The organism is Streptomyces sp. NPDC053431, assembly GCF_044544925.1.
In the GTDB taxonomy this organism is placed as follows: Bacteria; Actinomycetota; Actinomycetes; order Streptomycetales; family Streptomycetaceae; genus Streptomyces.
The window spans coordinates 319,035-342,895 of sequence record NZ_JBITXX010000001.1; the positions used below are offsets into that span (position 1 = coordinate 319,035).

The following is a 23,861-nucleotide window of genomic DNA, read 5'->3' on the forward strand; positions in this document are numbered from 1 at the left end:
CCTAGGATTCCCTGTACTCATGAGGCGCTTGCTTCCAGTGGGTCAGTGAGTCTGCTGGCAGGTGCTCCCCCCACGCGTATCGATGGATGACGCGGAGCAGCCTGCCCGGAGGGGAAATCCATGTTTTCTGTACGGAGGCGCGGCGCTGCCCGCCTTGCCGCATCGACCGCGATCACGGGTCTGGTCGCCGCCGGTGCGATAGCCGTCGCGGGACCGGCGATGGCCGACCAGGGTGACAAGGGCACCGGTGGCGCCACCGCCACGCTCGGTGACCTGACCATCCACGCCAAGGTCAAGATCGAAGGCCTGGGGTGGCACGTCGACGCCGGTCTCTTCGAGATGGCCGTGAAGTCCGGTGGGTCCATCCAGACCTACTGCATCGACTTCCACACCGACGCCCTCAAGGGCCAGGAGTACGAGGAGGTCGGCTGGAACCAGTCGTCCCTCCACAACAACCCGAACGCCGGCAAGATCCGCTGGATCCTGCAGCACTCCTACCCGCAGGTGAACGACCTCGACGACCTGGCCAAGAAGGCCGGCGCCGCGAAGCTCACCAAGGAGACCGCCGCGGCCGCCACGCAGGCCGCCATCTGGCACTTCTCGGACAAGATCGAGGGCACCCCGCTCGACGCCGACGCGGCCAAGCTGACCTCGTACCTGGAGGAGAAGGCGGAGAACCTGGAGGAGCCGAAGGCCTCCCTCAGCCTCTCCCCGTCCTCCGTCGCCGGCAAGGCCGGTGAGCGCCTCGGTCCGATCACCGTGGACACCAACGCCGACACGGCCGCGGTCTCCCTCACCCCCGGCGCCCCCGCCGGCGTGAAGATCGTCGACAAGGACGGCAAGGTCGTCAGCTCCGTCGCCAAGGGCGAGAGCAAGATCTACTTCGACGTTCCGGCCGGCACCCCGGACGGCAGCGCCGAGGTCAGCGTCCAGGGCGACACCACCGTCCCGATCGGTCGCGCCTTCGTCAGCAAGAAGGTCAAGAGCCAGACCCTGATCCTGGCCGGCACCAGCACCTCCACGGTCAGCGCCAAGGCCTCCGCGACCTGGGCCAAGAAGGGCGCCGTTCCGGCCGTCTCCGCCGTGAAGAACTGCGCCAAGGGCGGCGTGGACATCACCGCCTCCAACGAGGGCGACGAGGACTGGACCTTCGAGCTCAAGGGCGAGAAGCACACCGTCGCGCCCGGCAAGTCCGAGACCTTCACCGTCCCGGTCGCCGAGGACGAGGCGTACAAGTTCACGATCACCGGCCCGAACTTCGAGAAGGTCATCGAGGGCGTCCTCGACTGCAAGACGGCCACCCCCGGCCCGAAGCCGTCCGACACCCCCTCGCCGTCGCAGACCCCCGCCACGGGCGGCAGCACCTCCGGCACCACCGGTGGTGGCGACCTCGCCGAGACCGGTAGCTCCAACGCCACCCCGATGATCGCCGGCATCGCCGTCGCGCTCGTCGTGATCGGCGGCGGCGCGGTCTTCTTCCTCCGTCGGAAGAAGCCGGCCGGCCAGTGACCGCCGAGCGGTCAGGCCTGAACGGCACGGAGTAGCCACCAAGCACTCCGGGAACGGCCCAGGAGCGGCCCCGTCGCGCAGCGCGCGGCGGGGCCGCTCCCGCGTGTCCGGGCCACCGACGGTGACCGGACGGTCACCGCACCGCGCGCCAAGCCCCCAGATCAGGCGCCCGGGGCGGAACGGGTTTCCGCCGACGGGGCTCGGTCAGGCAAGATGGGTCTATCTGCCCACTCACTCCTTGCCGGACGGTTTCTCTTGGCTGAGTACATCTACACCATGCGCAAGACGCGCAAGGCGCACGGCGACAAGGTCATCCTCGATGACGTGACGCTGAGCTTCCTGCCCGGTGCGAAGATCGGTGTGGTCGGCCCGAACGGTGCCGGTAAGTCCACCGTGCTGAAGATCATGGCCGGTCTGGAGCAGCCCTCCAACGGTGACGCCTTCCTGTCGCCCGGCTACTCCGTCGGCATCCTCATGCAGGAGCCGAAGCTCGACGAGTCCAAGACGGTCCTGGAGAACGTCGAGGACGGCGTCGCCGAGATCAAGGGCAAGCTCGACCGGTTCAACGCGATCGCCGAGGAGATGGCGACGAACTACACCGACGAGCTCATGGAGGAGATGGGCAAGCTCCAGGACGACCTGGACCACGCCAACGCGTGGGACCTCGACGCCCAGCTGGAGCAGGCCATGGACGCCCTGGGCTGCCCGCCCGGCGACTGGCCGGTCGGCAACCTCTCCGGTGGTGAGAAGCGCCGCGTCGCGCTCTGCAAGCTCCTCCTGGAGGCGCCCGACCTGCTGCTCCTCGACGAGCCCACCAACCACCTCGACGCCGAGTCGGTGAACTGGCTCGAGCAGCACCTCGCCCAGTACAAGGGCACCGTCGTGGCCATCACCCACGACCGGTACTTCCTCGACAACGTGGCCGAGTGGATCCTGGAGCTCGACCGCGGCCGCGCCCACCCGTACGAGGGCAACTACTCGACCTACCTGCAGAAGAAGGCCGAGCGCCTCAAGGTCGAGGGCAAGAAGGACGAGAAGCGCCAGAAGCGCCTCAAGGAAGAGCTCGAGTGGGTGCGGTCCAACGCCAAGGGGCGTCAGGCCAAGTCCAAGGCGCGTCTCGCCCGCTACGAGGAGATGGCCGCCGAGGCCGAGAAGATGCGGAAGCTGGACTTCGAGGAGATCCAGATCCCGCCGGGCCCGCGCCTGGGCTCCGTCGTCGTCGAGATCAACAACCTGAACAAGGCCTTCGGCGACAAGGTCCTCATCGACGACCTCAGCTTCACGCTGCCGCGTAACGGCATCGTCGGCATCATCGGTCCGAACGGCGCCGGCAAGACCACGCTGTTCAAGATGATCCAGGGCCTGGAGACCCCCGACTCCGGCGAGATCAAGATCGGTGAGACGGTCAAGATCTCGTACGTGGACCAGGGCCGCGCCAACATCGACCCGAAGAAGACCCTCTGGGCGGTCGTCTCGGACGAGCTGGACTACATCAACGTCGGCCAGGTCGAGATGCCGTCCCGCGCCTACGTCTCCGCGTTCGGCTTCAAGGGCCCGGACCAGCAGAAGCCGGCCGGCGTGCTCTCCGGCGGTGAGCGCAACCGCCTCAACCTGGCGCTCACCCTCAAGCAGGGCGGCAACCTGCTGCTCCTCGACGAGCCGACCAACGACCTCGACGTCGAGACCCTGTCCTCGCTCGAGAACGCGCTCCTCGACTTCCCCGGCTGCGCCGTGGTCGTCTCCCACGACCGCTGGTTCCTCGACCGGGTCGCCACGCACATCCTGGCGTACGAGGGCGACTCCAAGTGGTTCTGGTTCGAGGGCAACTTCGAGTCGTACGAGAAGAACAAGGTCGAGCGGCTGGGCCCGGACGCCACCCGTCCGCACCGCGCCACCTACAAGAAGCTCACCCGAGGCTGATCCTTCTCATGGCACGGCACATCTACTCCTGCCCCCTGCGCTGGTCGGACATGGACGCCTTCGGGCACGTCAACAACGTCGTCTTCCTCCGCTATCTGGAGGAGGCGCGGATCGACTTCATGTTCCGGCTGGCGCCGGGGAACGGGAGCCCGTCGTTCTCCGGAGGGTCCGTCGTGGCCCGGCACGAGATCGACTACCTGCGGCCGCTGGTCCACCGGCACGAGCCGGTGACCATCGAGTCGTGGGTCACCAAGATGGGCGCGGCGTCGCTCACGATCGCGTACGAGATCAAGGACCCGGACGTGACGTACGTGCGGGCCCGGACGGTCGTCGTACCGTTCGACCTCAAGGAGCAGCGCCCGCGCCGGATCTCCGACGAGGAGCGGGCGTTCCTCAAGGAGTACCTGGACGACGGGATGACGTCCGCCGCATGACCGCCATCGCGCCGCTGCACTTCGCCGACCCCCGGGAGGCGGCGGGTCTCGCCGCCTTCCTGCGCCGGCTGCTCCACTACGACCGCGCCGCCGCCGTCCGCCTCCAGGCCGGCGGGGGCGCGCTCGCCGTGTTCGGGCGGCCGCCGTCCTTCGAGGTGCTCGCGATCCGCACCGCACGGCTCGTGGACCCGGTGGACCTGGACGTGACCGTCTCCGCCGGAGAACTCCTCGAAGGCGTCGAGGAATCGGCGGGCAAGGCGGTCGTCCCCGGCTCCGTCACCGGCCCGCCGTGGGCCGGTGTCCTGCCGCCCCGGGGCGGCTGGGAGCCGGTCGCCGGCCTGCCGTCCGCCGACGGGATACGGGGCGCGGTCGCCGCCGCCGTGACCGAGTTCCGCGCGCGGGACGAGGCCCTGCCCGAGGAGCGACGCACCCGGGCCGAGCGCGACCGCATCGGCCGCGAGATCTGGTCCCGCACCCTGGCCGACACCGGGCTGCCGCTGCGCGCCGCGCACGCGGCCCAGTCCCTCGGCTTCCTGCCGCGGCTCCCCGCCGAGGAACTGCCGGTGGCCCTCTTCGCCTCCGGACCGTGGCTCCGGCTCCGCACCCCGTACGGCTCGATAGCGCTGCGGACCTCCCCGATGTCCCTGAGCGTGGCGCCGGGCACCGCCCGGTGATCACCCCCGTGGTCGAGGGACCGCTCACCGGCCCCGAGCTGGACGCCCTCTTCCACGCCTCCTGGCCCGGGCACCGAGGCACCGACTTCGCCCCCGTCCTGGCCCGCCGTCTGCTGCACGTCACCGCGCGCCGTGACGGGCGGCTCGTCGGCTACGTGAACGTGGTCGGGGACGGAGGCGTGCACGCCTTCCTGCTCGACACCACGGTCCACCCGGACGAGCGCCGCGCGGGCCTCGGTACCGCCCTCGTCCGCACCGCCGCCGCGGCCGCGCGGGAGCGCGGGGCGCACTGGCTGCACGTGGACTTCGAGCCGCGTCTCACCCGCTTCCACGAGGAGTGCGGCTTCCGGCCCACCGCGGCCGGGCTCATGGACCTGCGCGCCTGAGGACGCGGCCCCCGCACCCGCCGGGCGCCCCGGCTCACCACAGGGGGCTCTCCCCGCGTCCCTCCCCGACGATCGCGAGCGCCGAGAGCGCCGCGCACAGGGTGAGCAGGACGGAGGGGACCGCCAGGGAGCCGTGGGACACGTTGTCCTCGGCCAGGACCGGGTCCATGCGGTGGGCGGGGTCGTAGGCGATGCGGACCTTCCGGCCCGCGTCGCCGACGCGTCTCTCGGCCGTGAACTCCGAGGGATAGCCGCCGTCGCAGTCCAGCGGATGGTGGTAGAGCCACTTCTCGCTCGGGGCGCCCTCGCCGAAGGTCGGGTGGAACGTCGCCCTGGCCTTGCCGGTGATCACGCACTCGGCGACCTCGGCGCGGATCCGCGAGTCCCGGGCCTCCACCCAGACCGCCCCCAGGCCCGCCACGAGCAGCACCACGGCGACCACGCTGCCGCCCTCCCGGAAGAGCGCGTTGTGCGCGAACAGGGCGAGGCCGGTCAGGGCGAGGCCCGCCAGGAGTGCGAGCGCGGTCGGTACGCGGACGGGGCTGCGCATGCTCCAGCCCGCCCACAGGTGCAGCAGCACACCGGCACCGGCGGGCACGAGCACGGCGCCGGCGTACGACAGGGTCTTCGCCACGGGTCACCCCCCCCGGCAGGGAGACGCCCGCCACCGGACACCGGTTCCCTCAGCGCCCGGCGTCCGCCTCCGCGTCGTCCGGCCAGACCCCGATGTGGTCCTGCTCCAGCTCCAGGGCCACCCGGTGCCGCATGCCCAGCGCCTCGGTGTACTCCGCGGGCAGCTGGAGCCGGCCCGCGCGGTCGAGCATCGCGTACTCCCGGGCCACCAGCGACTCCTGGCCCTCCGCGTCGATCTCGGTGCGGCGCAGCACCTCGGAGGAGGTGCGGCCGTCGCGGATCGCGACCGTACGGCGCACCTCGGAGGCCACCGCCTGGTCGTGGGTGACGATCACGATCGTCGTGCCCAGCTCCTCGTTGGCCCGGCGGAAGGCCGCGAAGACCTGCTCGCCGGTGGCCGAGTCCAGTTCGCCGGTGGGCTCGTCGGCGAGCAGCACCGACGGGTTGTTGGCCAGCGCGACGGCGATCGCCACCCGCTGCTGCTGGCCGCCGGAGAGCTGGTGCGGCCGCCGGTCGGCCATCTCGGCCATGCCGAGCATCGACAGCAGCTCCTCCGCGCGCCGCGCCTTGTGCTTCGTACGGCCCTTCAACTGCATCGGCAGGGCCACGTTCTGCGCGGCCGTCAGATACGGCAGCAGGTTCCGCGCGGTCTGCTGCCAGACGAAGCCGACGACCTCGCGGCGGTAGCGCAGCCGCGCCTTGCCGTCCATGGAGAGCAGGTCGCAGCCCGCGACCTTGGCCGCGCCGGCGGTCGGCACGTCGAGCCCGGCCAGGATGTTCATCAGGGTCGACTTCCCCGAGCCGGAGGCGCCGACCAGGGCCATCAGCTCGCCCTCCTTCACCAGCAGGTCGAGGCCCTGGAGCGCCTGCACCTCCACCCCGTCGGTGGTGAAGATCCGGACGAGACGGTCGCAGGCGATCAGGGCGTCGTGCCCGTACGAGGGCCGGTCGCGCCGGTCCGCCGCCCGCCGCTCCAGCTCCTCCAGCGTCGTCGGGCCGGAGTTCCCCGAGCTCACCGAAGTCGTCGTCATCGTGCGTCTCCTGCCCTGAGTTCCTTGATCGAGCCCCTGCGGGATGCCCACCACGCCTGCACCACGGCCGCCGCCGCCGCGAGCAGCACCACCCCGGCGGCCGGCAGTCCCAGCGACCAGCGGTCGGCCCGGAGCGCCGAGCCCAGCGCGACCGCCTCGTCCGGCGCGGCGGCCAGCGCGAGCCGCGCCAGGTCCACGCCGGGCGCCAGCAGCAGGATCGTCGCCCAGCCCACCAGCGCGCCGCCCAGCGCCGCGAGCACCGCCTGCGGCAGCGCCTCCCACACCAGCAGCCGGCGCGCCTGCCCGCGGGTCAGCCCCATGGTGCGCAGCCGGGCGAGCAGCGTGGTGCGCTCGGGGGCGACCTGGAGCAGGGAGATCAGCACCGCGAGGACGGCGTAGCCGGCGCCCGCGGCGACGGCGGCGAGATAGAGCCGCTCGGCGCCGTTCTGCATGGGCGAGTCCACGTACCGGGCCCGCCGCTCGGCGGTCAGCTCGACCTGGCCCTTCCTGTCCTTCGCCCGGACCGCGGCGCGCAGCGCCGTGCCGTCGAGGGCCCCGTCGCCCCTGCCGGTGACCAGCAGCGCGGTGGGCGCCCGGTTGGTGAGGTCGGCGCCGTTGACGAGGAGGAAGTCCTTGTCGGGCAGCGCGGGCGTGACGGCGCGCACGGCGATCACCTTCACATGGAAGCGGCCGGCGGCCGCCGTGATCTCGAGGGGCCGGCTGCCGAGGCGCTCGGCGACCCGCGGCGAGGCGATCGCGGGGATCACGCGGTCGGTGTCCCCGACGTGCGCCGGCCCGCCCGTGCCCGTGGACCTCAGCAGATCGGCGGGGAACGGGCCGAAGCCGGTCCGGGCCGCGAGCCGGGCGTACGAGGCGGGCTCGACGCCGATCAGCGGGGCGCCCATGCCGTTGTCGGTGACGCCCGCGTGCGAGGGCAGCTCCAGGCCGTACTCGATCTGCACGGGCGACACCTCCCGCACCCCGGGGAAGTCCCGCACCGTCTCGGCGACCGCGGGGGGCAGCGGCGTCCATCCCACGTCGCTGGTCACCCGGGCGTCCGCGCCGGTCGCCAGGATGGCGGCCCGGTCACGGGCGTCGGCGACCCCGGCGAGCACGGAGCCGCCGAACGCGGCCGTGGTCAGCGCGAGGAGCAGGGCGAGCAGCGGCAGCGCGCCGGTCGCCGAGGAGCGCCCGGCGCGGGCCAGCGACAGGAAGCCGACCGCGCCCCGCAGCCGGCGCGCGGGCCGGGCCGCCCAGCGCAGCGGCAGCGGATACAGGCGTACGAGCACGAGCGCGGCGATCAGGCCGACCAGCACCGGCGCCGCGCTGACCAGGTAGTCGCCGGAGTCGCCGGTGCCGCGGCGGCGCAGCGCGACGACCGCGCCCACCGCGAGGACGAGGAAGGTGAGTTCGACGACCGTGCGGCGCCGGGACGGCCGGGCGGTGATCAGGTCCTCGCGGCCGCCGTGCAGCTGGGGGCGGCGGTGCAGGAACACCGCGCGCAGCGGCAGCACGAGGGTGGCGAGCAGGGCGACGGCCCCGGCTCCCGCGCAGGCGGGCCAGAGCCGGGCGCCGCCGGAGTCGGTGAGCCCCACGGCGAGCAGCAGCCCGAGCCCGGCGGCCGGGACGGCGACCGCGCCGGTCTCGCCGAGCAGCCGCCCGCCGATGCCGGTGAGGGACGCGCCCCGGGAGCGCAGCAGGGCGAGCTCGGCGTGCCGCCGGGCGGTGAACAGGCCACCGGTCATGGCGAGGACGACGGCCGCGACCGCGCCGACCCCGAAGGCGGCGACGGCGACCACCGCGGCGATGGCGCCGCGCATGCCGACGTAGCCGGCGACGACCTCGTCGAGCTCGGTGGTGAAGTTGCCGGTCGTGCCGAGGACCCCGCGCAGCGCCACCAGGTCGGGCCCGCCGGACGCCGAGTCGAGGGCGGCGGTGAGCCGGTCGGTGTCCTGCGCGCTGAGGTGGCCGACGGTCGGCGCGTACCGCCAGTACTGCTCGGGCTCGCCGAGCGTGTCGACCAGTCCGGGCGCGCTCTCGGGCGCCACGATCAGACCGGCGACCCAGTACCACTTGACCTCGGCGGTGCCCCGGGCCGTGAAGAGGGGGGTGTGCAGGAGCGGGTCGACCGCCCAGTAGCCGCTGCCGGTGTCCCGCGGCTCGACGAGGCCCGTGATGGTGACGGGCTTCGGCTCGCCGTCGCTGCCCGGGACGTGGACGACCGATCCGACCTTGAGGTGGAGCGCCTGGGCGGTCTTCGCCGTGACGACCGCCTCCATGGCGCCGTCCCGCCCGGCTCGGGCGGCCCGGCCGGCCGTCAGGGTGGAGTGCGCGGCCAGGTCGGAGGGGGTGTCGAGGACGAACTCGGCCGGCTCGCCGTCGGGGGCGGGCAGCCACGGGTCGAGGCCGGGAATCCGCTTCGTCGTGTGCACCCCGTACACCGAGTTCGCGGGGTCGGCCTTCAGTGGAGCGGGCAGCAGCGGCGTCAGCCGGTCCCGGAGCGTGCGCAGCCTCTCCGGCCTGAATTCCCCCGCCCGCTCCTCCTGGCTCAGGCTGCTCTTCACCGAGGAGGTGAGCATCAGCGCGGTGCGGCGCGGCTCGGCCGAGTCGACCGCGTGCCACAGGCCCTCGGTCTCGTACGTGTCGACCGCGCGCGGCAGCGCGGCGGCGAGGAAGGCCGTCACCAGCACGAGCAGGCCGTAGGCGAGGGCGGTGCCCGGGGCGGTCCGCAACCGGGTGCGGACCCAGGGGGCCACGGCGCGGGCGGGCTTGCGGGGCATGGCGTTCGCCTTTCCGCGGGCGGGGGTGGACGGCGGCTGCGGGGCGCGGGTGGCCGGCGGCATCAGTTCTCCCCCTGGGTGCGCAGGGTGACGGCCGGGTCGGTGCGGCGCAGCGCGATGGCGCCGACGACGACCAGCGGCAGCGCGGCCACCGCGACGAGCAGCAGGGCCACATGGCCGACCGGGAGTTCGACCAGGACGGCGGGCACGGGCCGCTCCGCCTGGCCGGTGAGCACGATCAGCGGGACGACCGCCCGGGTGAGGACGGCGCCGAGCGCGACGCCGACGGCCAGCCCGATGCCGATGAGCAGCCCCTGCTCGGCGGCGACCAGCCGGGCCAGCTGCCGGCGCGGCGCGCCGAGCGCCCGCAGCACCCCGAACTCCCGCGACCGCTCGCGCAGGGAGCCGGCCGAGCCGACCGCGAAGCCGACCGCGGCGAGCGCGGCCGCGGCGGCCGCCACGGCCATGAGGGCGGAGTTGGGGCCGGCTCCGAGCGGGTCGCCGAGCAGTTCGGCGGCGGCCTCGTCCCGGACGAGGACCAGGCCGGGGTCGGCGTCCGGGCGGGCCCGCAGCGTCGCGGCGACCTCGGACGCCTTGCCGGGCGCGGTGGTCAGCCACCACTCGGTGGGCGCCAGGGTCGCCGTCGGCGTGGCGGACAGCGCCCGGTTGGCCGTGGACAGGTCGACGAGCACGGCGCCGCCGCTGTCGGGGGTGGTGGCGGGCGCGGTCGCGGACACGGCGCGGGCGCCCGGCCCGGTGGTGGGCAGCTCGCGGACGACGGCGGCGACCGTGATGTTCAGGGTGGAGCCGCTGAAGGTCACGTCGACCCGGTCGCCCCGCTTCGCCTTGGTGGCGGCCAGGAACGCGTCGGTGACGAGCGCCGGGACGGACCTCGGCGGGGCGGGGCGCGGGGCGGACAGCGCCACCGTGTAGCCGTCGGTGCCGGACCCGCCCTCGTCCGCGGCGACGAAGAAGCCGACGGTGAGCGGGGCGGCGCCGGTGGGCGTGCCGCTCAGCGGGGCGTCGTTGGTCTCGCCGCCGGACTTCTCCGCCGTGTAGGCCCCGGCCCAGGCGGGCAGCGCGGAACGGGCGTCGAGCGGCTGCTCGGCGCCGGCTCCGCGCACCGCGACGAGCCGCTCCACGGTGAGCAGGTGCCGGCCGGCCCGCTCGGCCTCGTTCTGCCCGCGCACCTCGATACCGGTCAGGCCGAAGCCGCCGACGTCGCCGAGCTCGGGCAGTCGCAGCGTGAGCGGGTGGACGCGGCCGTCGGCCGGCAGGCTGCCGAGGAGGCGGCGGTACGGGACGCCGTAGGCGTCCTCCAGGACGGCGGTGACCCGCGAGGCGGGCGCGCCGGCCGGCGCCGTGTCGCGCAGGTCCACCCGCAGGGCGCGGGTGCCGGTCGGCAGCGCGATCCCGGGGCGCGGCCCGGCCTTCGGCGTGACGGCGGCGAGGCGCGCGGCGGGGGAGCCGTCGGCGAGGTCCGGCCGGAACAGCAGCCCGTCGGCGGCGTGCCGGGTGTCGACGGCGAGGACGGTCGCGTTCTCGCCGGCGATGTCGGTGCTGGAGCGGTGCACGGGCGCCGCCGCGCGGACGCCGGGCAGGGCCGCGAGCCGTTCGGTCTGCGCCGCCTCGCCGGGGCCCGCGCCGAACACCCGGACACCGGTGCCGGTGCGGAAGTCGGCCTGGTCGCGCTGCGAGCGGTTCCACGAGTCGCTCTGGCCGATGGCGAGCATGCCGAGGGCGACCGCGAGCACGAGCAGCAGGACGGGACCGGCCCCGCGCAGCGGGCGCCGGCTGAACTGCCAGCCGGCGAGCGCCGCCGGAAGGCCGCGGCCGCCGGCCGCCCGCCGCTCGGCCAGCCTGGCGGCGGGCGGCAGCAGACGCAGCGTCAGGACCGTGCCGGCGAGCAGGGCGAGGGCGGGCGCCGCCACCAGGAGCGGGTCGACCCCGAGGGCGCCGGAGCGGTCGCCGGCCAGCGCGCCGCCGCCCTCGCCGGTCTGCCGGTCGAGCTGCCAGTAGGCGACGCCGGCGACGATCAGGAGGGCGACGTCGGCCCCGGCCCGTACCGGCGCGGGCAGGGCGGCGGCGCGGCCCTTGCGCAGCGAGACGGCGGCCCCGTCCCCGGCGGCGAGGGCGGGGGCGACGACGGCGGCGGCGCAGCACAGGGCGACGGCGGCGGCGACCAGCCAGACCACCGGCGGGGGCGTGGCGTCGAGCCGGCCGAGCGCGTCGAGCGCGGAGCGGTCGGCGAAGAGCCGGGTGAGCGGCCCCGCGAGCAGCGGGGCGGCGACGGCGGCGGGCAGGGCGAGGAGCAGGGCCTCGGCGGTGGCGAGTCCCGCGATGCGGCGGCGTGAGGCGCCGCGGGCGCGCAGGAGTTCGGTCTCTCCGGAGCGTTCGGTGCTGAGCAGCCGGGCGACGAGCAGCAGCGCGTAGGCGGCGAGCAGGACGAGCTGCACGGCCACGATGGAGAGGGTGGAGCGGGAGACGAGCAGGGCCCGGGCGGTCTGGTCCAGGACGGTCGGCAGCGAGGTGGTCGCGGTGACGGTGGTGCCGAAGCGGGCGGTGTCCGTGACGATCGTCCTCGGACCCTGGGCCGCGGCCTCGCGCAGGGCGTCCATCCGGTCGGTGGTGACGCCGGTGTAGTCGGCGGTGGCCAGCCAGGCGGTGTCGCCGGTGGTGACCCGGCCGGAGCCGAGGAGGGCGGGGTCGGCGAGCAGCGGGCCGTACGTGGTGAAGACGACGGTCTTCACGCCGCGGCCGCCCGCCGGGTCGAGCTGCCAGTACAGGTCGGAGGTGTCGAGGGGCCGGTAGAGGCCGGTGATCCGCGTCCGGACGGGCTTGCCGCCGAGCCGGTCGGTGAGGTCGAGAACGGTGCCGGGGGCCACCTTGAGCCGCTTCGCGGCCTCTTCGGGGAGGGCGGTCTCGACGGGGTCGCCCGGACCGCCGGCCTTCGGCCAGGAGCCGCTGACCAGGGTGAGCCGCGAGCGGTCGAGCGCGGCGAAGTGGGTGAGGTCGGGGTCGCCGGCCCGGGCGGCCGGCGGCTGGAGGGCGCGGGGCAACGCGTACGGGCCGGAGTGCTCCAGCTTGCGCAGGGCGGTGGGCAGCCCGTCGAAGGTCCGGCCGGCGCCCTCGCGGACGGCGGCGTCGGCGCTCGCCCGCCGGTCGGCCGGGATCTGTCCGCGGACCACGAGGGCGGCGGCGGGTGCGGAGCGGCCGCGCAGGGTGCCCTGGAGGGCGGCGTCGCCGATCGAGCCGGAGAACGCGGCGAGTGTGGCGAGGACTGCGGTGGTCAGGAGGACGGCGAGCAGGGCGGCCGCGAGGAGCAGGCGATGTGCCCTGATCCGTAGGAGTACGAAGCCCGTCACCCGTTTTCCCCCCTGAAAACAACGCGATCGTTCACTATCGAACGTTCATCGGATGCTTTCAGAGGGCATCGGGGCGGGTAACCGCTTTCACCGGCACCTTGATGCGATCGTGACCGTTATGCGGGGCCGCGTCACCGGAATGTGTTCGTCCGGGAGCGGCGGGTCAGACCGGAGCGGGGGCGCCGGGCGCGGGGGTCAGTCCGCCGTGTTGATCATCGAGGCGGCGGCGTAGGTCATGTAGTGCCACAGCTGCTGCTCGTGCTCCGGCGCGAGCCCCAGGCCGTCCACCGCGTCCCGCATGTGCCGCAGCCACGCGTCGTGCGCCGCCCGGTCCACCGTGAACGGGGCGTGCCGCATCCGCAGCCGGGGGTGGCCGCGGTGGTCGCTGTAGGTGCGCGGGCCGCCCCAGTACTGCATGAGGAAGAGGACCAGGCGCTCCTCGGCCGGGCCCAGGTCCTCCTCCGGGTACATCGGCCGCAGCAGCGGGTCCTCCGCGACTCCCTCGTAGAAGCGGCGGACCAGGCGCCGGAAGGTCTCCTCGCCACCCACCTGCTCGTAGAAGGTCTGCTCCTGAAGCGTGCCGCGCGGAATCTCGTTCACCGTTCCATCGTCTCAGATGCCCCGACCGGGGACCGGAGGTCCCGGGACCCCTGGCCGGAAAGGGCCGCGCGCAGCACCCTGGACCCATGCGCGACATGTTCGCCGAGGAGGGCGCACGGGCGCGGCGGGCGCTGGTGCGTGAGATCGAGGCGTACGGCGCCCTGCGCGACCCGGCCTGGCGGACCGCCTTCGCCCAGGTCCCGCGCCACCTCTTCGTGCCCTACTACTACGTCCCCGGCGCCGGCGGCTACGAACGCCTCTGGTCGGGCGACCCGGATCCCGCGCGGCGCACCCGCTGGCTCCTCGGGGCGTACCGGGACGGCGCCCTCGCCACCCGGGTCAGGGACGGCGAGCTGGTCTCCTCCGCCAGCCAGCCCTCGCTCATGGCGCGCATGCTGGAAGCCCTGGACGTCCGCGACGGCCACGACGTCCTGGAGATCGGCGCGGGCACCGGCTACCACGCGGCCCTGCTGTGCCACCGGCTCGGCGACGCGCACGTCACCACCGTCGACCTCGAGGAGGAGATCACCGAGTCCGCCCGGGTCCATCTCGCCGCCGCCGGGTACCGGCCCGCCGTGATCACCGGCGACGGCGCCCGCGGCTGCGCCGAGCGCGCCCCCTACGACCGGATCGTCGCCACGTGCGAGGTGCCGTCGATCCCGTACGCCTGGCTCGACCAGTCCCGGCCCGACGCCCGGATCCTCGCCCCGCTGTCCTCCGGCCTGATCCTGCTCGCCGTCCGCGACCCGGACCACGCCGAGGGGCGCTTCCTGGCCACCTCCGCGTACTTCGTGGCCCTGCGGGGCGGCAGCGCCCGCACCCCGCGGACGCGGACGGCCGGGGTGCCGCGGGGGGTGTTCGAGGACGAACGCTTCCAGTTCCTGGCCGGCCTGGCCGGCGAGGCCCTGGACACGCGCGAAGCGCTCTCGCTCTGGCAGCGCGAACGGCGGCCGGAGCGGGAGCGCTTCGGGGTGACGGTGAGCGGCGGCCGGCAGTGGGCCTGGCTGGACGACCCCGAGGGGCCGTACGCCTGGCCACTGCCGGACGCGTGACCGGGAAAGGCGTGCCCGGTCCTGGGTCGTGTCCGCCCTAGCCCCGGCGGACGGTGATCGTCGTCCAGGCGCCGACGTGCACCCGGTCGCCGTCCTGGAGCTGCACCGGGACATAGGGCTGGATCGGGTCGGCGGAGCCGTTGATCGTGGTGCCGTTGGTGGAGTTCTGGTCCACCACCGCCCACGAGCCGTCCGGCTGCTGCACGAGCACCGCGTGCTGGTGCGAGACGCCCGGGTCCTCCGGCGGCACCGACAGGTCGATGTCGGGCGACTCGCCGGTGGAGTGCCGGCGGCGGCCGATGCTGACCTGGTTGCCCTGGAGCTGGAGGTGCTGCTCGGGCGAGTACGCGGGCAGATTGAGCCCCGAGGCCTCCGGGCCGCTGCGCTGCATCATCGCCATGAAGTAGTCGCGGTCCGGACCGATCACCGCGGTCCAGCCGAGCTGCGGCTGCGGCGGCTGCGGCCGCTGTGCCTGCTGGAACTGCGGCGGCGGACCCTGCGGACCCGGACCCTGCGGACCCGGACCCTGCGGACCCGGACCCTGCGCTCCGGGGTGCCCGCCGGGGCCGTGCTGCGGCGGGCCCTGCGGACCCGGGCCGCCGGTGAACGGGTCGCCCTGGCCGGGCAGCGGCGGTGCCATGGGGTGGGGCGCGGGCGGCGCCGGAGGCTGCGGCGCCGAGGGCGGCGGCAGCATCCAGTCGTCGTCGGCGCGCGGCTGCGGAGGCGCGGGCGGCGGCGGAGCCTGCGGGAACGCCTGCGGGGCCTGCGCCTGCGGGGCCTGGAGGTGGGGTGCCTGATGAGGCGCCTGGTGGGGTGCCTGACCGTGGGGTGCCGGCGGGCCCGGCGGCTGCGGACGCTGCGGCGGCGCCTGGTGGTGCGTCGGGTCGGCGCCCAGCGGCTCGGCCGGCCGGTTCACCTGCGAGGGCCGCGAACCCTGGTACTCGTACGGGTCCGGATGCTGCGGCTGCGGGTGCTGCGGCGGCGACTGGAAGCCCGGCGGCAGGTTGAGGCCCGGCGGCGGACCCTGCGGCGGGCCCGGCTGCGCGTGCTGCGGCGCGATCGGCGTGTACGAGGTGGCCGTGTTCGTGAGGAAGTTCCAGCGGCACTCCTCGCAGAACGGCGCCATGTGCTCACGCGGGGTGCGGCACTGCGGGCAGAGCTCTGCCTGGGCGGTCGCGTTCGGGTCGTAGCCCCCGGGGGCGGGCGGCGGCGGCACGGGCGCGCCGGGGCCACCGGAACCGCCCGGGCCCGGGTAGCCGTACGCGGGAGGCGGCGGCGGGGGAGGCGGCGGTACGGCACCCGTCGGCGCACCCGCCCCGGCCGCCATGCGGTGGCCGCAGACCTCGCACCAGTCGTCGGAGACCGACTGGTGTCCGTTCGGGCAGGTCGGCATGTCGGTGCTTCCCCCTCTCGTCGTCCCTTACGGCCCTGTGTGTCCGTTACTTCTTCACGCGTACGGTCTTGGTGGAACGCGTCTCGAGAGTCATCTCGTCCGCTTCCGCGACCTTCGCCTTCAACCGCACAGTACCCGTCGCGGCGTCGACCACGTCCACCACCTTCGAAAGGAGTTTCGCGGTATCGGCGTTGCCGGAGACCGCGGCGAGCTGCACCGCGCGCCCCAGCTTGGCCGTCGCTCCGTCGTAATCACCCGATTTGCGGGCATCGAGCCCCTGCTGGATGGCGTCGGCGAGTTCGGCCTGGCCCGTGTAGTGCGCGACCTGCGGATTGATGGAGGTGGACATCACCATGTCGTCCGTCCACACCGCCCGGACCAGTCCGTGGGACAGCGTCGCCGGCGTGCCGCCCGCCGGGTCCGGGACGATCAGCGAGACCCGGGCGGCCAGCATCTCCTGCCCGATCGCCGCCTCCGGGACGCGCACGGACACGTGGTAGTCGCGGGACTCGTCGCCCCACGAGCCGGTCGGGTAGTCCCCGGCACGCGGGCCCGCCTCGGTGCGGCGCCCCGTCAGGTCCTCGACGGTCGGGGCCACCTGCTTCACGAAGCCGATCTCCACGCCCACCGGGGTCCACAGGCGCAGCGTGACGTCCGCGACCTCCTTGCGCATGGCGTGCTCCATCATCGTCGTGAAGTCGGCGGCGAGACCGGCCGGGTCGGCGACGATGTCGGCCGTGCCGAGCAGCGCCCGGGCGATGCCCCTGACCTCCTCGACGTCCCAGTCGGTCCCCACCCCGCGGGCGTCGCAGGTGAACCGGCCCGCGCAGTCCTCCAGGGCGGCCTTCAGCTCCTCCGGCTCCTCGTGCTCGTTGCGGCCGTCGGTGAGCAGGATGCCGTGCCGGATCGCCGCGTCGGCGGAGGACAGCAGCCGGTCGGCCAGCCGCAGCCAGGTGCCGATCGCGGTGCCGCCGCCCGCGCTCAGGCCGCGCAGCGCGTCCTTGGCCTCGGCGCGGGTGCGTCCGTCGGCGACGGCGAGCCGCCCGTCGCCCGGGTAGACCTCCTTCGCCACGTGCGTGCCGGCGACGACGGCGAAGGAGGTGCCGTCGCGCAGGGCGTCGATCGCGGCGGCCGTCGCCTCGCGCGCGCCGCGCATCTTGGCCCCCGGGTAGTCCATCGAGCCGGAGCAGTCGAGCATGAGGACCACCGCGGCGGAGCCGCCGGCGGCCGGCAGCGCCGTGGCGCGGGCGCCCGTGGTGCCGGCGGTGCCGCCCCCGGTGGAGGTGACCGTGACGATCGCGTTGACGTCCCGGCCGCCCTCCGGCAGGTACTCGTTCTGGTACACGTCCACCGAGAACTGCGGCCCGGTCGGCTTGGAGAAGTTGGCCATGGGTGATTCGGCTCCTCGGCTCACGAGGGGAAGGGAAAGGTCGGGGTCTCGGGCCCGGTACGGGGCGGCCGCCCGCGGACCGCGCGGGGACCGGGGCGGGTCTTGCGGATCATGCCCCGGGGGACGGGACGGCGAACGGCAGCAGCGCGACCGTGATGTTGTCGTGGCCGCCGCCGTCCAGGGCGTGCCCCACCAGGACCTGCGCGCCGTGCAGCGGGCGGACGCCCGCGTCCGGCGGCATGACCCGGGCCATGTCCCCGGCGCCCTCCGCGTAGTTCCACAGACCGTCGGTGCAGACCACGACCACGCCCGGCCGGTCCGGTTTGAACGCGGCGGTGTGCGGCTCCAGTTCGTACGAGTCGGCGCCGAGCCAGCCGGTGATGGCGTGGGCCCGCTCGTCCGCGTACGCCTGCGCCTCGTTCATCAGGCCCGCCGCGACCATCTGCGCGGCCCACGAGTCGTCCTCGGTGAGCCGGGCGGGCGGCGAACTGCGGTCGTCCGGCACCCAGTAGGCGCGGCTGTCACCGACCCAGCCGACGATCAGCAGCCCGCCGGCGACGATCGAGCCGACGATGGTGCAGGCCGGGGCGTTCTGGTGCTCGCGGTCCGCCGAGCCGCGCTCCGCGAGGGCGTCGACCGCCTCGGCGGCGGCCACGATCGCCTCGTGCATCGCCTGCTGCGGGTGCGTGCCGCGGGGCAGCGCGGCCACGAGCACGTCGCGCGCGGCGGCGGCCGCCGCGCTGGACGCCTCGTCGGGACGGGTCGCCGAGGACACGCCGTCGCAGACGACGGCGAGCGCGGCGGGGGAGCCGTCCGGCAGGGTGACCTGCGCGACGGCGAAGGCGTCCTCGTTGCGGTGGTGCCGCAGACCACGGTCGCTGACGGCGGCGACCGCGGGCAGCTCCTGCTCCATGTGGTCCCGCTCGCGCGGCTGCGCGTGCCCGCAGTGCTCGCAGTACCCGTCCCCGTCCACCCGCCCGGCCCGGCAGGCCACACACACCTTCCGACCGTCGCCGGCCGTGCCCGCGGCGCCCGTGGCGACAGCCCCGCCCGTGGCGACGGCGGAGGGCGGGGAGACGGCCGCCGGCCCGGGCTGTGCTGCGGACCCGGGCTGCGGGGTCGGCTCGGGCCGGCCGGCGGGCTCGGGCCGGGGGGCCGGCTCGGCCTGCAGGGCGGCGCGCGGGTCGGGGGCGGCGAGGGTGAAGTCCTCGTCTGCGGAGGCGGATCCGGAGCCACGTCCGGAGCCGGCCCCGGCTCCGGCTGCCGTTCCTCCTCCTCCGGCCCCGGCTCCGGCCCCGGGTCCGGCCGCCCCGGGTCCGGCCGCCCCGGGTCCGGCCTCGGCTCCGGAGCCGGCCGTGGGCCCGGTCTCGGCGTTCGGTGTCGGCGGGGCCGGGGCCGGGGCGGCCTGGGGTGCCGGGTCGCTCGGCGGCGGGGGGACCTCGTCCGTGCGGACCGGGACGGTCGGGAGGTCGCGCCCGCCCGAGTCCGTGCCCGGCAGGTCACCGGGGTGCTGGGTCGCCGTGGTGAGCGACTGGGGGTCGCGGGGCGGCGGCTCCGGCCAGTCCACGGGCAGGGCGATCGGGACCGTCGGCCGGTCCGGCGGCGGGCTCGCGGCCGACAGGTCGTAGCCGCACGCCCCGCAGAAGCGGTCGCCGGACTCGAGCGGCTCCGAGCAGCCGGGGCAGCTCCCCAGGGGATGCGGGGGCTTGGGCTTCAGGGACATACTCACACCCACGTCCTGGGGCGGAAGCGGTTGGCCCGCTCCACCAGTTCGATCCTCTCCTCGCCCTGCTGGGCGAGCCGGGCGAGCACCCGGTACGAGCGTTCGAGGCCGAAGCGCAGTCCGCGCTCGTCCAGTTCGCTGCCGAGCAGCACCGTGCCGTCCGGGCCCGCGCCCGGGCTTCCGGACAGCACCCAGTCGAGCGCCGTGCCCAGCACCTCGGTCGCCAGCCGCTCGCGGCGCACCGCGTCCAGGCCGAAGCCCTGCAGCGCCGAGACCTGCGCCGCGGCGGCCGTCAGATCGGCTCCCAGCGGCTCGTTCGTCGGCCGGCGGCGCAGCCGGGCCCGTACGGCGGCGACCCGGGCGGCCGTGTAGTGGATCGACGACTCCGGCACGGACTCCAGGGTGCGCACCGCCCCGGCCCGGTCGGCGGCCGCGAGCTGCACCCGGGCCAGGCCGAAGGCCGCGCTCACATAGCTGGGGTCGGTCGCCCACACCAGGCGGTAGTACTCCGCCGCGTTGTCCAGCTGGCCGAGCACCTCGGCGCACACGCCGAGCGCCAGCTTGGGCGCGGGCTCGCCGGGGAAGGCGTCGTAGATCGCGTCGAAGGAGAGCGCCGCGTTCTCCCGGTCGTCGCAGGCCAGGGCCGTCACGCCGCGGTACCAGACCACCCGCCAGTCGTCGCCGTGGCCCTGCTCCAGGGCGGCGAGCGCCTGTCCGGCGGCAGCGAGGTCGCCCATCTCCAGCCGCGCCCGCAGTTCGCGCAGCCGCAGTTCGAGCGAGGGGACCGGTGCCGCGTGCAGGGCGGTGAGCAGCTCGGCGGGAGCGGCGGCGAGCAGACCGGCCAGGAAACCGGCGTTGGGATCGCCCGGGTCGACCCGCGGCACGGGCAGCGCCAGCGCGGTCGCGGCCACGTCGAGCGGGCGCAGGAAGCTGCCGCCCCGGCCGGCGACGGAGGTGGGCAGCGTCTTCCGGCGGCCGCGCCGGGTCTCGCGCGCCCCGAGGACCGACACGTCCTCGGTGAGCTCGGCGAACAGCTCGGTGTCGGTGACCCGGGTCTCGGCCCCGAACAGCGTCGACAGGGCGGGTCGGGGCCGGCCCGACTGCAGGGCGACGACCTCGCGCAGCACACCCGTCAGCTGCTCGGCCATCTCCTGCGCGGAGGCGAACCGGCGGGCCGGGTCCGGGTCGGTGGCCCGCACCAGGAAGCGGTAGAAGGACTCGTACGTGCGGAGGACCTCGATGCCGTCCGGCTCCGGCAGCGAGTCCACGAAGACGTTCGTGTAGCCCTGGAAGTCGAAGGTGAGGACGGCCAGGGTGCGCGCCACCGTGTACAGGTCGCTCGCCACCGACGGGCCGACCTCGGCGACCTCCGGCGCCTGGTAGCCGACCGTGCCGTAGATCGCCGACTCGTCGTCGTCCATCCGCCGGACCGCGCCCATGTCGATGAGCTTCAGCTGGTCCTCGGTCTGGATCGCGTTGTCGACCTTGAAGTCGCAGTACAGCAGGTTGCGGCTGTGCAGATGGCCGAGCGCCTCCAGGGCCTCGATGCCGTACGCGCAGGCCTGCTCGACCGGCAGCGGGTCGCGCCGCCCGTCGGGGGTGCGCCGGTCGTTGGCGATCTCCTTGAGGGACTTGCCGCCCACGTACTCCATGACGATGTAGCCGTCCATGGAGCCGGTCCGCTGGTCGAGGTGCTCGACGAAGTTGTAGATCCGGACGATGTTGGAGTGCTCGATCTCCGCGAGGAAACGGCGCTCCGAGATCGCCGCGGCCATGGCGTCCTGGTCGCCGGTGTCGAGCAGGCCCTTGAGGACCACCCAGCGGTCCGAGACCGCCTTGTCGACGGCCAGGTAGACCCAGCCGAGACCGCCGTGGGCGAGACAGCCCGCGACCTCGTACTGCCCGTGCACCACGTCACCGGCGCGCAGCTTCGGCACGAAGGAGTACGGGTGGCCGCACTTGGTGCAGAAGCCCTCCGTGCGGCCCGGCCGGTCCCCGCGCGAACGGCCCACCGGGGCACCGCAGTCGGAACGCGAGCAGAATCGCTTCCTCTCCGGGACCTCCGGGTTCGCCATCACCGCCGCCCGCGGGTCGGGACGCGGCACCTCCGGCACCGTCACCAGCCCCGCGCCCAGCCGGCCCCGCCCCGACGGGCCGCCGGTGGAACCCGAGCTGCGCACCGACACCGAACGGGCCGTGCTCCGCCCCGACAGCGCCCGCGAGAGCCGCCCGGACACCGAACGCCGGGACGCCGAGGACCGCGCCGAGCGGGACGCCCGCGAGGACGCGCGCGACGAGGACGCCGGGCCCGAACGGCCCGACTCGGAGCCCGCCCCGCCCACCGCCATGCCCGTCGGCGTCGACTGCAGCATGCCCCCGGGCGCGACGACCGGGGCCAGACCGCAGGTGTCGCAGTACAGCTCGCCGCCTCCCATGTCCTCGTACGAGCCCTCGCACGACGGACGCTGACAGCTGCTCACTCCGGACTCCCCGCTCACCACTGACTTCCCCTGCCGTCCCTCGGCCCCGACAGCGTCTCCGCCGCCGCCTGCTGGTACCGCAGCACCGCCTGCTCGGCGGCCCGCAGGTCGCACGGGGCGCTCCACAGCATCCGGCGGGCCGCGTCGTACCGCTCGATCAGCAGCGGATCCTCCGCGGCGCCGAGCCGGGCCACCTTCGCCTTGTACGCGTCGAGCCGGCCGCGCAGCTCGGCGCGGACCGCCAGCGGCGCGGTCACCGCCGTCAACGACTCGCGGGCCCGGAGCAGTTCGTCCTCCGCCTCCCGCTCCAGGGAGTCCAGGAGCGGCGAGAGCCGGTGCCACTGGGCGTGCCTGCGGTACTCGGCGGCCGTGGCGAGCCGCTCCTGGAGCGCCGTCGGCGGACCGCTCACCGCCGGCACCTCCGAGGCGGCGATCTTCGCGAGCACCTCGCCGCGGGCCGCCCGGGCCTCGGCGAGCGTGCGGTCGGCCCGGGACAGCACGTCCCGCAGCCGCAGCAGCCGGTCCTCCGAGTCCTGCCGGACCTGGAGCACCGCCTCGATCTCCCGCCGGATGTCCTCCAGGGCGCGGGCCGCCGTGTCGTACCGCCCGGTGTCCGGGCGCCCGCCCCCGGGGGCCGAACTGCCCTGCGCCGACACCCAGAAGGCCAGCGGGTCGGACACGACCTGGGCGCGCAGCGCCGCCAGCTCGGCGGTGATCTCCGCGAGCTCGTCGCCGGCCGGGTGCTCCCCGGGACGCACCCCGACCGAGTGCGCGAGGGAACGGGTCCGGCCGAGCTCGGCGGCGAGCAGGTCTATCCGGGCGGGCAGCGCCGACCAGACGGCGTCGGCGGTGACCACCACGTCGAGCGAGGAGGCGTACAGCTCGTTCATCCGCCGGACCAGGCCGTCCAGGGTGAAGCGCTCGGCCAGCCGCTCCCGCTCCCGCGCCGCCCCCGGCACGTGCACGCTCTCGCCGCGCAGCCGGTCGGTGAGCTCGGCGAGCTCCTCCCGCCCGGGCCAGCGGCGCCGGGCCCGCACCTCACGGGCGTCGTGCAGCGCGGCCGTGTACGCGTCGAAGTACGCCCACAGCAGGGTGATCGTCCGCTCGGTGGCCTGCCAGCGGTCCCGGGTCGTGCCGGTCAGCTCGGCGCCCTCGAGCAGCCTGCGGCCGGCGTGGTCCTGGAGCGCGAGGAGCGAGTCCTCGACCGCCTTGTGCTCCGCGCCGAGCCGCGCCAGCGCACGGTCCACCTCGTCCCGGTCCATTACCGGCCCGGGGGGTCCCGCGACGCCCATCGATCACCTCTCGTTCTACTTGTACTTGGGAGCGGGCGGCCCGGATATCCCGGGCAGGTCCGCCTGCAGCCACTTCGCGTACGCAGCCTGCCAGGGGCCCTGCCGGTACTGCACGAGCACCTGGTTGACCCGGCGGACCAGGTCGTCGTTGCCCAGCTTGGCGGCGACCCCGTAGTACTCGGTGGTGAAGGGTCTTCCCTTGAGCTCGACCGCCGGATCCTGGGCGGCCTGGCCGGCGGCCAGCGCGTTGTCCGTGAGCACCGCGTCGACCTCGCCCATCTGGAGCCGGGCCAGACAGTCCAGCTGGTTGGGCACGGTCAGCAGGTCCGGGTCGTCCTTGGTGCCGTCGCCCACGTCCTTGTAGACCGCGCCGAACGACTTCTCGTCCAGCGCCTCGTAGGCCGTGGAGCCCTCGGCGGTGCAGACCCGCTTGCCGCTCAGGGAGTTGTCGTAACCGGTGATGGGGGAGGACTTGGGGGCGAGGACCTGCTGGCCGGCCTGGAAGTAGGCGGTGGAGAAGGCGACCTGCTGGATCCGCTTGCAGTTGATCGTCATCGTGCGCACCACGAGGTCGACCTTGTCGCTCTCCAGGGCGGCGATCCGCTGGTTGGTCGGGATGGTGCGGAAGATGACCGCGTTCTCGTCGCCGAGGATCCCCTTGGCGATCGCCTTCGCCAGGTCGATGTCGAAGCCCTGCAGCTCGCCGGGTATCTCCTTCACCGAACCGTCCGGGAGCCGGGTGACCGTCGGCGGCGTGCGGAAGCCCCACTTGTAGCTGGACTGGTCGACGCCCACGACGAGCTTGCCGCGCTCCTTGATCCTGGCGACCGTCGGCCCGTCGGCGGCCGAGGGCGTCAGCGAGGCCTCGGGGTCACGGCAGGTCTCGGCGCTCTCCGCGCTGACCTGGATCCCGTGCCCCACACCCGGACCGGAGCCGACCGCGGCGGCCGGGTCGTCCCCGCCGCTGCGCGGCAGCGCGAACAGGGCCAGCGCGGCGGTCAGTCCGCAGGCCACGGCCATGGCCCCGACCCCGCCCCAGCCGCGCAGCCGCGCGAGCCCGCGGGGTGCCGGCCGGGACGGCCGGGACGCGTACGCGGAGCCGTGGGGCAGAGCGGCGCCCGGCCCGCCCACGGGCCCGACGCCGTCCGGCACCGCGCCCGTCCCGCTCGTCTGCTCGACGCCGTCCGGCATCCCGCCCC

The 23,861-nt window shown here is 74.8% G+C and carries 17 protein-coding genes; 6 read left to right on the forward strand and 11 right to left on the reverse strand.

Annotated elements, in window-relative coordinates:
- Window positions 1-120: 120 nt before the first annotated feature.
- The 5 genes from ACIGXE_RS01350 to ACIGXE_RS01370 all read left to right on the forward strand — a co-directional run bounded on the left by ACIGXE_RS01350 (window position 121) and on the right by ACIGXE_RS01370 (window position 4,923).
- The gene (locus tag ACIGXE_RS01350; protein WP_399741234.1) at window positions 121-1,509 is read left to right on the forward strand and encodes a Cys-Gln thioester bond-forming surface protein; all 1,389 of its coding nucleotides are present in this window, start codon (window positions 121-123) and stop codon (window positions 1,507-1,509) included.
- 255 nt (window positions 1,510-1,764) lie between these two features.
- Window positions 1,765-3,429: an energy-dependent translational throttle protein EttA gene (ettA, locus tag ACIGXE_RS01355; RefSeq protein WP_399741237.1), complete on the forward strand. Its 1,665-nt coding sequence runs from the start codon at window positions 1,765-1,767 to the stop codon at window positions 3,427-3,429.
- 8 nt (window positions 3,430-3,437) lie between these two features.
- Entirely contained in the window at window positions 3,438-3,863 is a 426-nt protein-coding gene (locus ACIGXE_RS01360) for an acyl-CoA thioesterase (protein ID WP_399741240.1), read from the forward strand.
- A complete protein-coding gene (locus tag ACIGXE_RS01365) occupies window positions 3,860-4,537 on the forward strand; it encodes a hypothetical protein (RefSeq protein ID WP_399741242.1) in 678 nt (225 codons plus the stop codon). The genes ACIGXE_RS01360 and ACIGXE_RS01365 overlap by 4 nt, the downstream gene beginning before the upstream one ends.
- Window positions 4,534-4,923, forward strand: a complete 390-nt coding sequence (locus ACIGXE_RS01370) for a GNAT family N-acetyltransferase (protein ID WP_399741245.1) — start codon at window positions 4,534-4,536, stop codon at window positions 4,921-4,923. The genes ACIGXE_RS01365 and ACIGXE_RS01370 overlap by 4 nt, the downstream gene beginning before the upstream one ends.
- Window positions 4,924-4,957: 34 nt before the next feature.
- Here the strand turns inward: ACIGXE_RS01370 and ACIGXE_RS01375 are convergent, their stop codons facing one another.
- The 5 genes from ACIGXE_RS01375 to ACIGXE_RS01395 form a co-directional block, all read right to left on the reverse strand.
- On the reverse strand, window positions 4,958-5,557 hold the full coding sequence (locus ACIGXE_RS01375) for a hypothetical protein (protein ID WP_399741248.1): 600 nt from the start codon (window positions 5,555-5,557) through the stop codon (window positions 4,958-4,960).
- A gap of 49 nt (window positions 5,558-5,606) precedes the next feature.
- Window positions 5,607-6,587: an ABC transporter ATP-binding protein gene (locus ACIGXE_RS01380; protein WP_399741251.1), complete on the reverse strand. Its 981-nt coding sequence runs from the start codon at window positions 6,585-6,587 to the stop codon at window positions 5,607-5,609.
- Window positions 6,584-9,367: an FtsX-like permease family protein gene (locus ACIGXE_RS01385; protein WP_399743672.1), complete on the reverse strand. Its 2,784-nt coding sequence runs from the start codon at window positions 9,365-9,367 to the stop codon at window positions 6,584-6,586. Before ACIGXE_RS01385 ends, ACIGXE_RS01380 begins: the two co-directional genes overlap by 4 nt.
- Before the next feature lie 62 nt (window positions 9,368-9,429).
- A complete protein-coding gene (locus tag ACIGXE_RS01390) occupies window positions 9,430-12,732 on the reverse strand; it encodes an FtsX-like permease family protein (protein WP_399741254.1) in 3,303 nt (1,100 codons plus the stop codon).
- Between the two features lie 195 nt (window positions 12,733-12,927).
- On the reverse strand, window positions 12,928-13,332 hold the full coding sequence (locus ACIGXE_RS01395; protein WP_399741257.1) for a globin: 405 nt from the start codon (window positions 13,330-13,332) through the stop codon (window positions 12,928-12,930).
- A gap of 86 nt (window positions 13,333-13,418) precedes the next feature.
- Between ACIGXE_RS01395 and ACIGXE_RS01400 the strand changes: the two genes are divergently transcribed.
- Window positions 13,419-14,384, forward strand: a complete 966-nt coding sequence (locus tag ACIGXE_RS01400) for a methyltransferase domain-containing protein (protein ID WP_399741260.1) — start codon at window positions 13,419-13,421, stop codon at window positions 14,382-14,384.
- Between the two features lie 37 nt (window positions 14,385-14,421).
- Here the strand turns inward: ACIGXE_RS01400 and ACIGXE_RS01405 are convergent, their stop codons facing one another.
- The 6 genes from ACIGXE_RS01405 to ACIGXE_RS01430 form a co-directional block, all read right to left on the reverse strand.
- Window positions 14,422-15,777 (reverse strand): FHA domain-containing protein, encoded by a 1,356-nt coding sequence (locus ACIGXE_RS01405; RefSeq protein WP_399741263.1) that lies wholly within the window; start codon window positions 15,775-15,777, stop codon window positions 14,422-14,424.
- A 46-nt stretch (window positions 15,778-15,823) separates the two neighbouring features.
- Window positions 15,824-17,167, reverse strand: coding sequence for a VWA domain-containing protein (locus tag ACIGXE_RS01410; RefSeq protein WP_399741266.1), 1,344 nt, complete (start codon window positions 17,165-17,167; stop codon window positions 15,824-15,826).
- A 109-nt stretch (window positions 17,168-17,276) separates the two neighbouring features.
- Complete coding sequence (locus ACIGXE_RS01415; protein WP_399743675.1) at window positions 17,277-18,890, reverse strand: protein phosphatase 2C domain-containing protein; 1,614 nt, start codon at window positions 18,888-18,890, stop codon at window positions 17,277-17,279.
- A gap of 2 nt (window positions 18,891-18,892) precedes the next feature.
- Window positions 18,893-21,325, reverse strand: coding sequence for a tetratricopeptide repeat protein (locus ACIGXE_RS01420; RefSeq protein WP_399743678.1), 2,433 nt, complete (start codon window positions 21,323-21,325; stop codon window positions 18,893-18,895).
- 59 nt (window positions 21,326-21,384) lie between these two features.
- On the reverse strand, window positions 21,385-22,662 hold the full coding sequence (locus ACIGXE_RS01425; RefSeq protein ID WP_399741269.1) for a hypothetical protein: 1,278 nt from the start codon (window positions 22,660-22,662) through the stop codon (window positions 21,385-21,387).
- A gap of 15 nt (window positions 22,663-22,677) precedes the next feature.
- Window positions 22,678-23,682, reverse strand: coding sequence for a glutamate ABC transporter substrate-binding protein (locus ACIGXE_RS01430; protein WP_399743681.1), 1,005 nt, complete (start codon window positions 23,680-23,682; stop codon window positions 22,678-22,680).
- Window positions 23,683-23,861 lie beyond the last annotated feature (179 nt).